This is a genomic window from bacterium (genome assembly GCA_016703265.1).
In the GTDB taxonomy this organism is placed as follows: Bacteria; Krumholzibacteriota; Krumholzibacteriia; order LZORAL124-64-63; family LZORAL124-64-63; genus CAINDZ01.
This window is the reverse complement of record JADJCK010000006.1, coordinates 353,562-366,822: the sequence shown is the minus strand read 5'-3', so window position 1 is coordinate 366,822 and position 13,261 is coordinate 353,562. Positions and strand designations below refer to the sequence as shown.

Sequence of the window (13,261 nt, the reverse complement as noted above, 5' to 3'; positions counted from 1 at the left end):
CGGGGGCCGCTTCGTTCGGATCCGGCGCCGCGTTGCCGGCGACCGGCGACTTCGATGCCCGCCTGCTCCCCTGGTCGACGCTGCGACGGCTCGCACTCGAGGCAGGCCTGCAGCCGGTGGTCGATGAGCCGCTCGGCAGTGACGAATGGCAGGCCCTGCTGGCGACGATCGCGGCGGCCGACGGTCCCGTGCACGACGATGCCGGCGAACGCCGGGCGCTGCTCGCGCTGGCCGGCATGTCGCGACCCGGGCCATGGCTTGGCGGGCGCATCCTGCTCGGCTATGCCGATCGCGGCGCCCTGCAGACCGGTGAGGCCGGGCTGGCCTGGGGGCCGGGCTGGAACGCGGCGGCCGAGCTCGGGGCCCAGGCGGCGCGAGGTCGCTGGTGGGCCGCGCTGACGGCGCGCGTACAGGCCCGTCCGGGCTGGGGCGCCGGGCCGTCGCCGGGGCCGGCGCAGGCCGGCGAGGCGTTGTCGTGGCCGGGCTGGGACCCGGCAACAGGACCGGCGCAGCAGCGCCGGGCTGTGCTGCTGGGTGACGGCTCTGAACTGGACCTGGTGCGCGGCATGGTGGGCGTGGGACTCGGGCGCTGGGCGCTGGGACTGGGCTGGGATCCGCGGCGCAGCGGCCCGGGCCTGGGCGGTTCGCTGCTGCTCGATCGCAACGGCCCGCCGTTTGCCGCCCTGACCGCGCGCCGCACGGCTCCGCTGCGCTGGCGCGGATTCATGCGTCCGCTCGGGCCGGAACAACTCCTGCTGCGCGTGGGCCTGCTCGGCGAGCAGGTCATCACCGTCGACACCGAAGCCGAAGGCGTGCGTCGCGACCGGCCGTGGTTCTTCCAGTGGCTGGCGCGCTGGCGCGTGACGGACTGGTGCCGCGTGGGCTGCACCCAGACGGCGCTCGCGGTGCCGCGCGAGGGAACTCTCTGGCCCGACGTGCTGCAGATCAACCTGCCGCTGTCCGGCGTCACCTGGAGCGAACAGGAGCGCGGGCCGCTCACCGACCGCCTCTTCGCGACGCACCTGGAGTTCCGCTGGCGCCGCGCGCCGTGGCCGTGGCTGCCGTCGGCGGCCGGCCGCGCCTGGTGGGAGTACGCCGGCACCGACTTCCTGCCGCGCGGACCCGGCGGGTTGATTCCCGAGATCTCGGCGCCGGCATCGGTGGCGGGCTGCGAGCTGGTGGGCCCGCGCTGGGACCTGGCCTTCGAGTATGCCGAGACGCTTCACCCGCTCGTGCTGTGGTACAGCAACGGCTCCTTCACCGCGGGCTACGCGCACGAGGGCTGGCTGCTGGGCCACGAGCTGGGCGGGGCCGGGGAACGCCTGTCGGCGCTGGCCCGCGTGCGTCCGCACGGGGCCGACGGGTCGTGGTACGCCGAGATCGGCGGTTCGCGCACCAGCTGGGGCGACGAGGGACACACCCCGGCCCGCGCGAACGAAAGGGCCGCCTCGATGGCTCTGGGTGCACTGCGCGACGGCGTTCCCGGCCCCTGGCGGGCGCGGGTCGACTGGCATCGCACCGAGGTGCTGGACGCCTCCGGCGGCGCCCGCCGACGCTGGTGGAGTGCAGCGGTGGAGCGCCGCTTCTGACGTCGCGGGGCGGTTTGCGGCGCCAAGGGCCGCTTGCGGCGCCGGCGCGCCCGATTGCCCGCCCCTGCCGCCTGTGTTAGCTTGCGGCCTGTGATAGATTTCGCTGGCTGACGTCACGTGGCGCGACGGCGCCGCCCACAACTACCGGAAGGTCGCGATGTCCCCGTCGCCGCTTCCCGCCGCCGTACCCGGCTGCGAACCGTACCGTCCCGTCCATCACGTGCGCCTGGTGACGGCGGCCTCTCTGTTCGACGGCCATGACGCCGCGATCAACATCATGCGGCGGCTGCTGCAGGCCACGGGCGCCGAGGTCATCCACCTCGGGCACAACCGCTCGGTGCGCGAGATCGTCGACTGCGCCGTCCAGGAGGATGCCCAGGGCATCGCCCTGACCAGCTACCAGGGCGGTCACCTCGAGTTCCTGCAGTACATGCACGACCTGGTCGCCGCCTCGGGGCGGCGCATCCTGATCTTCGCCGGCGGCGGCGGCACCATCCTGCCGGCGGAGATCGCGCAATTGCATGCGTACGGCATCGCGCGCGTGTTCTCGCCCGACGACGGTCGCGCCATGGGCCTGCAGGGCATGATCAACGAAGTGATGCGCCAATGCGACTTCCCGGTGGGCGAGGCGCCGGCGCCGGGCAACCTGGCGCCGCTGCTGTCGGCACTGCCGGAACGCGACCCGCGCGCGCTGGCGCGCCTCATTTCGCTGGCCGAGAACTACCCCGACCAGGGCGATGACCTGCTGGCGGCCGTGCACGCCGCTGCGCCGGCCGGCGCCAGGGTTCCCGTGCTGGGCATCACCGGCACCGGCGGCGCAGGCAAGTCGTCGCTGGTCGACGAACTGGTGCGCCGCTACCTCGCCGACCGGCGCGACGGCACGGTGGCGATCGTCTCGGTGGATCCTTCGCGACGCCGCAGCGGGGGCGCCCTGCTGGGCGACCGCATCCGCATGAACGCGATCGACGACCAGCGGGTCTACATGCGCTCGCTGGCCACGAGGCAGTCGAACCTGGCTCTGTCGAAGTACGTGCGCCACGCCATCGACATCTGCAAGGCGGCCGGCTTCGGGCTGGTCATCGTCGAGACCAGCGGCATCGGCCAGAGCGACACCGAGATCGTCGACCACGCCGACGTGTCGCTCTACGTGATGACATCGGAATACGGAGCGGCCTCGCAGCTCGAGAAGATCGACATGCTCGATTTCGCCGACGTCATCGCCATCAACAAGTTCGACCACCGGGGCAGCCTCGACGCGCTTCGCGACGTGCGGCGGCAGTACCGGCGCAACCACAACCGGTTCGAGGGCCCCGACGAGGAACTGCCGGTGTTCGCCACCGTGGCCTCGCAGTTCAACGACGGCGGCGTCAATCGCCTCTACGCGGCGTTGTCGGCCCGCCTCGACGCCCTGGCCGACCGCGTGCCCTCGACGCCGCCTGCGACAGGTGACGAAAAGCCGCACCCGGTGATCCCGCCCGAGCGCGTGCGCTACCTGGCGGAGATCGTCGAGAACAGCCGCGCGGAGGACCGCCGCATCGCCGGGCAGTGCGCGCTGGCCAGCCGGCTCTACCGGCTCCACGGTGCCGTGGCGGAGCTGCGCGGCGGCGAGCCGGCGCCCGGCGTGCTGCCCGAACTGGCGGCCACCGGCAGTGATGCGGCGGCCACCTGCGCCGTCATCGCGCAGTACGCCGCGTTGCGCGCGGAGCTGGCGCCCGATTCACGGCGGCTCCTGGAGGAGTGGCCGGCCCTGGTCGAGAAGTACAGCGCCGACGAGTTCCGCTACCACGTCCGCGACAAGGTCATCACGCAGCCGCTGGTCTCGCGTTCGCTCAGCGGCACGCGTGTCCCGCGGGTCTGCCTGCCGCGGTGGCGCGACTGGGGCGACATCCTCGGCTGGCAGCTGACGGAGAACGTCCCCGGCTGCTACCCGTACGCCGCGGGAGTCTTCCCGCTCAAGCGCGAAGGCGAGGATCCCACGCGGATGTTCGCCGGCGAAGGCGGTCCCGAGCGCACGAACCGCCGCTTCCATTTCGTATCGCTGGGCATGCCGGCGGTGCGCCTGTCGACGGCGTTCGATTCGGTGACGCTCTACGGCGAGGACCCGGCGCGCCGCCCCGACATCTACGGCAAGGTCGGCAACAGCGGCGTCTCCGTCGCGACGGTGGACGACGCCAAGAAGCTGTACTCGGGCTTCGACCTGGCGGCTCCCAAGACCTCGGTCTCGATGACCATCAACGGACCGGCGCCGATGATGCTCGCGTTCTTCCTCAACGCGGCGATCGACCAGGGCTGCGAGAAGTACATCCATGCGCAGGGACTGACGAAGCAGGTGGAGGCGAAGCTGGCTGCCCTGGCGAAGGAGGGTGGCTACGTGCGGCCGACGTACGCCGGCCCGCTGCCTGACGGCAACGACGGGCTGGGCCTGATGCTGCTGGGCGCCAGCGGCGACCAGGTGCTGCCGCCGGAGGTCTACGCCCGCATCAAGGCCGAGACGCTGGCCGCCGTGCGCGGCACGGTGCAGGCGGACATCCTCAAGGAGGACCAGGCCCAGAACACCTGCATCTTCTCGACCGAGTTCGCGCTGCGCCTGATGGGGGACATCCAGCAGTACTTCATCGACAACCGCGTGCGCAATTTCTATTCCGTTTCGATCAGCGGCTACCACATCGCCGAGGCGGGCGCCAACCCGATCACGCAGCTGGCGCTCACGCTGGCGAACGGGTTCACCTTCGTCGAGTACTACCTCTCGCGCGGGATGCCGGTCGACAGCTTCGCGCCGAACCTGTCGTTCTTCTTCAGCAACGGCATGGATCCGGAGTACTCGGTGCTGGGACGTGTTGCGCGCCGCATCTGGGCGCGCGCCATGCGCCACCGTTACGGCGCCAACGAGCGCAGCCAGATGCTCAAGTACCACATCCAGACTTCGGGCCGCTCGCTGCATGCGCAGGAGATCGCGTTCAACGACATCCGCACCACGTTGCAGGCGCTGTACGCGATCTACGACAACTGCAATTCGCTGCACACGAACGCATACGACGAGGCCATCACGACGCCCACCGAGGAATCGGTGCGGCGCGCCATGGCCATCCAGTTGATCATCAACCGCGAGCTGGGGTTGGCCCGCAACGAGAACCCGCTGCAGGGTGCGTTCATCATCGACGAGCTGACGGCGCTGGTGGAAGAGGCCGTCCTCGCCGAGTTCTCGGCGCTCAGCGAGCGCGGCGGCGTGCTGGGAGCCATGGAGCGCATGTACCAGCGCACGAAGATCCAGGAGGAGTCGCTGTACTACGAGTCGCTGAAGCACAGCGGCGAACTGCCCATCGTCGGCGTGAACACCTACCTGGACCCCAACGGTTCACCGACCATCGTGCCGGGCGAGGTCATCCGCTCGACCGAGGCCGAGAAGGAATTCGCCATCGCGACGCTGGCCGCCTTCCACGCGTGCCACGCCGATGTCGCCGCGGCCCGCCTGTCGGCGCTGCAGCAGGCCGCCGTCAGGCACGGCAACACGTTCGAGGCCCTGCTCGACGCGGGCAAGTCGTGTTCGCTGGGACAGATCTCCGGGGCGCTCTACGCGGTGGGCGGGCAGTACCGGCGGTCGATGTAGGTCAGCCGCCGACGTCGGGTTCAAGGCCGGCGGGCGCCGCGGGCCCGTCGCCGGCGATGAAGGCCGCGAAGCGGCCGGCGGCCTCGCCGTCGCGGCGATGGCTGGGAAAGTCGGTGCCGCCGCAGATCGTGCAGTGCCCGCTGCGCGCCACCGCCGCGGGCGGCACGCCGGCGGCGCCCAGCTGGGCCTCGTTGGCCGCCCACAGGTCGAACAGCCAGCGCGGGCCGTGCGGCGTGAAGAAGGCCGCCGCCTGCGGTCCCAGCCGTTCCACGGCCGCCGAGCGCACTTCGTCACCCACCTCGTAGCAGCAGGGACCCGCCGAGGGGCAGATGACCGCGTGCGCCGTTTCCGGTCGCAGTCCGGCCGCGGTCATGGCCGCCAGCAGCGAACCGGTGATGCCGGCGACCGTCGAACGCCACGAGGCGTGCGCGAAGCCCCAGATGCCGTCGCCGGACCCGAGTCGGCCGCCCACCAGGACCAGGGGGCAGTCGGCGCCGCGCCCGACCGTCGCCAGGCCGGGTTCCGTTGTCCACAGGGCGTCGGCATCGCCGACCAGGCCCGGGCCCCGGGCGCGCAGCACCGTGCCGCCGTGCACCTGGTGGACCCAGGCCAGGGCCGCCAGGCGCGTGCCGCGGCCGAGCGTCGCCATCGCGGCCTTCATGGCCGGGACGCCCGGGCCGGCGCGGAAGTCCGGGCCCTCCGTCGTCGTCCAGCCGTGGCGCCACCCTGCAGCGGCCAGTGTCCGTTCTTCTGCCAGCCAGTGCGGTGTGCTCACGGTTGCCTCCCGGTGCCGGACGCAGGGGCCAGCCAGGCGCGGATCACGGCCGCAGTGGCCTCATCGCGCGGTGACCAGACGGCAGCGCGGTCGGCCAGCCAGGGCGCAGCGGCCGACTCCACGAACGGCACCGCATCGGCGGGCAGGCCGCGCAGCACTTCCGCCTCGCGGAGGGCCCCCGCCTGCATGGTCACCGCGTCGCGCGCGGCGCCGGCCCAGCCGGTCGGTTCACGCTGTGTCAGCAGCACCACCGGCACGGCCACGACCAGCGCGGCCAGCACCGTGCGCCAGGCCGGCCAGGCCGGACGCACGGCGCCGCGACGCCGCAATGTCCAGGGCCATTCGCCCAGCCAGGGCGCGGCTTCCCAGGCCAGGATCGGGACCATCACCAGCAGGTGGCGCAGCGAGTGGTCCAGCGGCGCGTAGAGTGCGGCCAGTGCGACCAGCGATGCCAGCGCGGTGGGTGCGGGTGCGCGCAACCATGATGGGTGCGGCGCGATCGCCTCGGGTCCATTCGCGGCGGCTGGCCGCCGCCGCAACCCGCTGCGACGCCCGGCCAGTGCGCCGGCCAGCAACAACACGGGCAATGCGCACGGCACCAGGCCCGGCAACTCGCGCGCGAAGAAGCGCAGTCCGCGGGCTGTCTTCCGCGCCACCGGCAGCGGGTCGTCGCGCAGCAGCCGCCAGGCCGGCTGCGGCTCCAGTTGCCGGTAGACCTCGTACCCGGGCCACGTGCGCGTGTCCTTGGCCACTTCGGCCGCGGCCTGCACGCTGAAGAACGGGTTGCCGGTCAGCCGCGCGTTGCGCACCAGCCACGGTCCCGACAGCGCCAGCACGACGAGCATCGCCAGCCAGGTCCCGCGCCGCGCCCGGCGCCTGTCCGCGGGAGTGCGGTGCGCCAGCCACAACCACCACGCCGGCGGCAGCCAGGCCAGTTCCGGTCGCAGCAGCGCCAGCAGCCCTGTCAGCAGGCCGTCGATCGCGCCCGGCGTCCGCAGGCCGTCGCGATGCCGCAGCCACACCGACAGCAGCAGCGCTGCGGCGGGCAGTTCGGTGTGTCCCCAGTCCACGGCGTACGGGAGCAGCGGGCAGGCGGCCAGCGGCACCAGCCAGGCGGCTGCGGCGCCGAGGCGCCCGCGCCGGACCCACGCCGCGGTACCCAGTCCGGCGATGATCGCCAGCACCAGCACCTGCAGCGCGCGCACGGCGCCGGGAAGGCGGTGCGTGTCGCCGCCGACCGCCGCGTACGGCACCAGCAGGGCTACGGGCCAGCCCGGGGGGCGATGCACGAGCGGCTGCGGCAGCACGCGCGCGAAGGGCCAGGCGAACGACAGGGGATAGGCGATGTCGCAGAGGAACCCGTCGCCGCGCGCCAGGTGCCTTGTGACGGACAGGTGCGTGTAGAGGTCATCGGTGGGCAACAGCGGCCGCGCCGGGTGCAGCAGCGGCCAGGTCACGCACGCCAGCAGCGCGACGGCCAGTCCCGCGGCCAGCGCTGCCCGGCGCCCGCCTGCCGCCCGCTGCATCAAGGCGTCTCCGTCCTTCAGTTGCCGCGGCTGCCGGGCTTGATCACCGGCTTGCCGGCGCGGCACAGCGGGCAGTCCGCCGGTTCCCAGGTTTCCACGGCGACGCGCGCCAACGACCGCAGCGGCAGGGGCAATTCGACCTCGCCGCCGGTGCGGTCGACGATGCAGGACAGGCCGACGACGACGCCGCCGTTCGCCTCGACCACGCGCGCCACTTCCAGCAGGCTGGTGCCGCGGGTCACCACATCCTCGACGATGAGGACCTTCTCCCGCGGCTCCAGCGTGAAGCCGCGACGCAGCTCCATCTGGCTTTCCTTGCGTTCGGTGAACAGGAAGCGGCGTCCGACCGCGCGGGCCACTTCATGCCCGATGAGGATGCCGCCGAGTGCGGGACTCACCACCACGTCATGGGGCACATCGGCGAAGAACGTCGCCAGCTCGGCGCCCAGTTCACGCGCCAGTTCGGGGAACTGCAGCAGGCGCGCGCACTGGAAGTAGGTGTGGCTGTGGCGGCCGCTGCTCAGGAGGAAGTGTCCCTTGTGCAGCGCGCCCAGTTCCTCCATCAGCGACAGGAGACTGCTTTCGTTCACGGGAGTCCCTTTCTGCGGAAGCCTTGTTCTCGGGTCACGCGAAATCGGCGGCGAGCGAGGCCAGCGCTGCTGCCGGGTCGGGCGCCTGGGTCACCGGGCGCCCGATGACCAGGAAGTCGGCGCCCGCTGCGGCAGCCTGCCGCGGGGTGGCCACGCGCTTCTGGTCGTCGAGGCTGCCGTCGGCCGGGCGGATGCCCGGGGTCACGACCAGCGGCTCGGGGCCCACCACGCGCCGCAACGCAGGCAGGTCGGCCGCCGAACAGACCAGGCCGTCGCAGCCGCTTTCCCAGGCCAGCATCGCCAACCGGGCCACGCGGTCGGCCAGCGACCCGCCGCCCGGGGCCACCTCGTCCAGGTCCGCCGCCGAGAGGCTGGTCAGCACCGTAACTGCCAGCAGGGCCGGGCGACCGCCGTCGGCGCCCGGCGGTGCCTCGGCCAGCGCCTTCGCGGCAGCCTCCATTGCCGCCCGACCGTTCGCGGCGTGGATCGTACAGAGCGAGGCGCCGAGGCGTGCGGCCTGCCGCGCCGCCGAAGCGACGGTATTCGGGATGTCATGGTACTTGAGGTCCAGGAAGACGTCCCGGCCCAGGCCGCGCAGGGCGGTGACCACCTCGGGACCGCCGGCGGAAAAGAGCTCCAGGCCCACCTTGACGAAGCCGCCTCGCGGCCCCAGGCGCCCGGCCAGGGCCAGCGCGGCCGCCGTGTCCGGGACATCCAGGGCCGTGATCAGGCGCCGGCCTGGCGGCAGCGCCCGCAGGCGACCGATGAGTTCGTTTCGGAGCATGGCCGCCTCGATCGGGATGCGCCCCGGGAGCGCGTCCGGCAGGGCGCGTCCGGCGGGCGGTGCGGGCCGCCGGCAACCCGCGATTTGGCTTGCCGGGGCCTTGTTCCTGTGACTAACCTTCTTAGCAGCCGCTGCCGTGGAATGCAAAACCAATTTCCCGCCGGAACCTGTTGCGGCGGGCGTGTTTCTTGCGAACGCCCCGGCAGCGCCGGCCGTTGCCAACTCCCCGAGAGGTGCCCCCTTGCTCGACCGCAAGTTCCTGCGCGAGAACCGCGACCAGGTCGTCCGCGCCGTCGCCCTCAAGCGCGAGTCCGTCGACATCCAGGCCTACTACGACCAGGACGCCGCGCGCCGCGCCGCCCTGCAGGAGATCGAGACCCTGCAGGCCGAAGCCAACCGCGCCAACCGCGCCATCAGCGACGTCAAGAAGGCCGGCGGCGACGCTTCGGCAGCCATCGCCGAGATGAAGAGCGTCTCGGACCGGCTCAAGCAGCTGAAGGACTCCGCCGTCGAACTCGAGGCCGCGGTCGAGCAGCTCTACCTGCGCATCCCCAACCTGCCGCATGCCTCGGTGCCCGAGGGTGGCGAGGAATGCAACGTCGTCGTGCGCACCTGGGGCGAGGTGACGCAGCCGGCACACGCGATGGTGCCGCACTGGGACCTGGCCGCCGAGCTGGGCATCTTCCACCCCGAGCGGGCCGTGCGCATGAGCGGCAGCGGCTTCACGGTGCTTTCCGGCCAGGGCGCGCGCCTCGAACGTGCACTCATCAACTGGTTCCTCGACGTGCACCTGGAGCAGGGCTACACCGAGTTCAACATCCCGTACCTGGTCAACGCCGAGGCGATGCAGGGCACCGGCCAGCTGCCGAAACTGGCCGAGGACATGTACCACTGCCAGGTGGACGACCTGTACCTGATCCCGACCGCCGAGGTTTCGGTCACCAACGTCCACATGCAGGAGACGCTCGACGCCGCCCAGTTGCCGCTGAAGTACTGCGCCTTCTCGCCCTGCTTCCGCCGCGAGGCGGGCGCCGCCGGCAAGGACACGCGCGGCCTGTTGCGCGTGCACCAGTTCCACAAGGTGGAGATGGTGAAGTTCGTGGCGCCGGATACCTCGTGGGACGAACTCGAGTCGCTGACGGCCGACGCCGAGGAACTGCTGCAGAAGCTCGGGCTGCCCTACCGCGTGCTGGCCCTGGCCACCGGCGATCTCAGCTTCGCCGCCGCCAAGTGCTACGACCTGGAGGTGTGGGCGGCGGGCGTCGGCAAGTGGCTGGAGGTCTCGTCGTGCAGCAACTTCGGCGATTTCCAGGCGCGGCGCGCCGGCATCCGCTACAAGGGCGGCAGCGACAAGGGCTACGTCCACACGCTGAACGGCTCGGGCCTCGCCCTGCCGCGCGTACTGGTGGCCATCCTCGAGAACTACCAGACCGCTGACGGGCGCGTGCGCGTCCCCGACGTGTTGCGCCCGTACATGGGCGGGCTGGAGTACATCGGATGACGCGAATCCGGATGCCGCGCCCGGGAGTGTCGTGGCTGCGGCGCCGCTACCTGTTCGCGATCTACCTCGTGCTCGGCAGCATCAGTATCGTCGTGGCCACGACGGTATTCACGTTCCGCGTTTCCCAGAGCGTTGAACGCCAGGCCTACCTGACCACCAGCCTGCTCGCGGCCAACGCCAGCCGGCTGATCAAGGCCGAGTCGCTCGAGGGCCTGCAGCCGTTGATCGACATCATCAACGAGAACGAGGTGCCGTTCATCCTGACCGACAACGCCGGCCGGCCGTACCTCTGGAACGAGGCGGTGATCGGCGTCCCCAACCCGGGCTACCAGATCCTCCTCCGCGAGAACATGTCCAACCCCAGCAACCCGGTGGTCCTCGAGATCCTGTCGCTGGCGGCCGCCTACGACCAGGAGCAGGACCCGTTCGCCGTCATGGACCCTTCCGGCAAGCGTGTCGGCACCGTCCACTACGGGCGTTCGGCGCTGAGCCAGAGGCTCCGCGTCATGCCCTACCTCGAGCTGGCCGTGATGGCCCTTTTCTTCCTCGTCATCCTCTGGGCCCTGCAGAACAAGAAGGACGCCCAGCAAAAGGCGCTGTTCGCCGGCATGGCCAAGGAGACGGCGCACCAGCTGGGCACGCCCTTGACCTCTATCATGGGCTGGGTGGCCCTGCTCGAGGACCGGCTGGGCAAGAAGGACGACGTCGTCTCGGAGCTGAACCGCGATGTCGACCGCCTGAGCATGGTCTCGGCGCGATTCAGCCAGATCGGGTCGCATCCGAAGCTCGAGGACACCGACATCAACAATGTGGCCGACGAGATCATCGAGTACTTCCGCCGCCGGCTGCCCCATTTCGGCGGCCGTGTGCAGCTCCGGCGCGAGGGAACTGTTACCAACCCCGTGTTGTTCAACCGTGACCTGCTCGGCTGGGTCCTGGAGAACCTGATCAAGAACGGGATCGATGCACTGATCGACGGCAAGGGCACCATCACGGTGCGCCTGGAGGATGCGCCTTCCGGGGGCATCCACCTCTATGTCGCGGACACCGGTCGCGGCATCCCGCCCCGCGAGGGCAACAAGATCTTCGAGCCGGGTTTCACGACCAAGAAGCGCGGCTGGGGCATGGGCCTGGCGCTCGTCAAGCGCATCGTCACCGAGTACCATGGTGGCAGGATCCGCGTCGAGTCGACCAGCCCGCACGGCACCACCTTCCTGGTGACGTTGCCGGCGCCCGTGACAAAGTCGGCGCAGGCGTCTTCGCCGACACACGTGTCATCGCCGGCGCGCCCGGCCTGAACCGCGACCAGAAGGAGCCCCCGTGGCTTTCCGCATCCTGTGGATCGACGACAACATCGAGGAACTCCGCTCGCACGTGGTCTATCTCGGCGAGAAGGGTTACGCCGTCGAGGGCGCGACCAACGGCATGGACGGCCTGGCCATGCTGCGCGAGAAGCCGTACGACGCCATCCTTCTTGACGAGATGATGCCCGGCATGGGCGGCCTCGAGACGCTCGAGGGGATTCGCCGCATCAACGAGCACGTGCCCGTGATCATGATCACCAAGAGCGAGGCCGAGGACCTGGTCACGCGCGCCATCGGCAAGCGCATCGACGACTACCTGGTCAAGCCGGTGTCGCCCCTGCAGATCCTCTCGGCGCTCAAGCGCCAGCTCGAGGCGCGCAAGCTGGCGGGCGAGGAGGTGGCGCGCGGCTACATGAGCAACTTCATGAAGCTGGGCGACCGCTTCGCCACGGCGGCCACGCCCGACGACTGGCTGGCGATCTACGGCGACCTGGTGACCTGGAGCCTCGACCTCTTCGCCTATGCCGACCACGGCCTGCTGCAGACCCTGGAGGAGCAGTACACGGCGGCCAACCTGGCCTTCGCCAAGTTCGTCCGTCGCCACTACAAGGACTGGGTGAACGCAGCGCCCGGCAGCGGCGGCCCGCTGCTGAGCCCTCAGGTCTTCGAGACGTGGATCGCGCCCGAGATCGAGAACCACAAGCAGGTCTTCTGGATCGTGATCGACTGCATGCGGCTCGACCAGTTGCGGATGATCGAGCCGATGCTCGAGGAATTCTACCATCTCGACCGCCGCCACTACTGGTCGATCCTGCCCACCGCCACGCCGTACGCGCGCAACGCGCTGTTCGCCGGCCTGCACCCGCTGGATATCGCCCGCGGCTACCCGCAGTGGTGGATCGCGTCGGCCGACCACGACGGCAGCCGCAACGCGCACGAGGGCGAGCTGCTGGAGGAGCAGCTGAAGCGCCTGGGCAGTCCCGCGGCCGGCAACAGCCGCTACTACAAGGTCTCGGACGCGCGCGACACCGACCATCTCTACCGCAACCTGGGTTCGCTCGGCGGCACGCGCCTGGTGGCCGGCGTCTACAATTTCCTCGACATGATGGCGCACGGGCGCAGCCAGAACCGCATCCTGAAGGAGCTGGCGCCCGACGAGGCGGCGTTCCGCACGTTGATGCGCTCGTGGTTCGAGCACTCGAACCTCTACGATGTCCTGAAGACGCTCGCCCGGCGCGACTGCGCCGTGATCCTGACCACCGACCACGGCTCGAAGCTCTGCCGGCGCGCGGTACAGATCCGCGGCAACCGCGACACGAGCAGCAACGTGCGCTACAAGTTCGGGGACAACCTCGGGGTCGACGAGGACAAGGTCATGCTGATGAAGAACCCCGAGGACTACCGGCTGCCGGCGCAGACATCGATCGAGAACTACGCCATCACCACCGAGGGCAACTACCTCGTCTACCCGACGAATTTCCACGAATACGAGCGGCTGTACCGGGACAGCTTCCAGCACGGCGGCATCAGCCTCGAGGAGATGATCTGCCCGTTCCTCGTCCTGAAGCCGCGTTGAGCGGAGGCC

Annotated in this window: 9 protein-coding genes; 5 read left to right on the top strand and 4 right to left on the bottom strand. The window is 70.8% G+C overall.

Annotated features, from left to right (window positions below):
- Nucleotides 1-32: 32 nt before the first annotated feature.
- On the top strand, nt 33-1,589 hold the full coding sequence (locus tag IPG61_13330) for a hypothetical protein (protein ID MBK6735039.1): 1,557 nt from the start codon (nt 33-35) through the stop codon (nt 1,587-1,589).
- 157 nt (nt 1,590-1,746) lie between these two features.
- Entirely contained in the window at nt 1,747-5,196 is a 3,450-nt protein-coding gene (locus IPG61_13325; protein MBK6735038.1) for a cobalamin-dependent protein, read from the top strand.
- Between the two features lies 1 nt (nt 5,197).
- Here the strand turns inward: IPG61_13325 and IPG61_13320 are convergent, their stop codons facing one another.
- Genes IPG61_13320 through pyrF form a run of 4 tightly spaced genes read right to left on the bottom strand, consistent with a single transcriptional unit; the run spans nt 5,198 to nt 8,871 of the window.
- Nucleotides 5,198-5,971, bottom strand: a complete 774-nt coding sequence (locus IPG61_13320) for a polyphenol oxidase family protein (protein ID MBK6735037.1) — start codon at nt 5,969-5,971, stop codon at nt 5,198-5,200.
- Nucleotides 5,968-7,497: a hypothetical protein gene (locus IPG61_13315; protein ID MBK6735036.1), complete on the bottom strand. Its 1,530-nt coding sequence runs from the start codon at nt 7,495-7,497 to the stop codon at nt 5,968-5,970. The genes IPG61_13320 and IPG61_13315 overlap by 4 nt, the downstream gene beginning before the upstream one ends.
- 17 nt (nt 7,498-7,514) lie before the next feature.
- Complete coding sequence (locus IPG61_13310) at nt 7,515-8,087, bottom strand: orotate phosphoribosyltransferase (GenBank protein MBK6735035.1); 573 nt, start codon at nt 8,085-8,087, stop codon at nt 7,515-7,517.
- 34 nt (nt 8,088-8,121) lie between these two features.
- Nucleotides 8,122-8,871 (bottom strand): orotidine-5'-phosphate decarboxylase, encoded by a 750-nt coding sequence (gene pyrF / locus IPG61_13305; GenBank protein MBK6735034.1) that lies wholly within the window; start codon nt 8,869-8,871, stop codon nt 8,122-8,124.
- Between the two features lie 241 nt (nt 8,872-9,112).
- Between pyrF and serS the strand changes: the two genes are divergently transcribed.
- The 3 genes from serS to IPG61_13290 are packed head-to-tail and all read left to right on the top strand — an operon-like array spanning nt 9,113 to nt 13,252.
- Nucleotides 9,113-10,372 carry a serine--tRNA ligase gene (serS, locus tag IPG61_13300; protein ID MBK6735033.1) on the top strand — a complete coding sequence of 420 codons (1,260 nt, stop codon included), beginning with the start codon at nt 9,113-9,115 and terminating at the stop codon, nt 10,370-10,372.
- Nucleotides 10,369-11,670, top strand: coding sequence for a HAMP domain-containing histidine kinase (locus IPG61_13295; protein ID MBK6735032.1), 1,302 nt, complete (start codon nt 10,369-10,371; stop codon nt 11,668-11,670). Before serS ends, IPG61_13295 begins: the two co-directional genes overlap by 4 nt.
- A 22-nt stretch (nt 11,671-11,692) precedes the next feature.
- On the top strand, nt 11,693-13,252 hold the full coding sequence (locus IPG61_13290; protein ID MBK6735031.1) for a response regulator: 1,560 nt from the start codon (nt 11,693-11,695) through the stop codon (nt 13,250-13,252).
- Nucleotides 13,253-13,261: the final 9 nt, after the last annotated feature.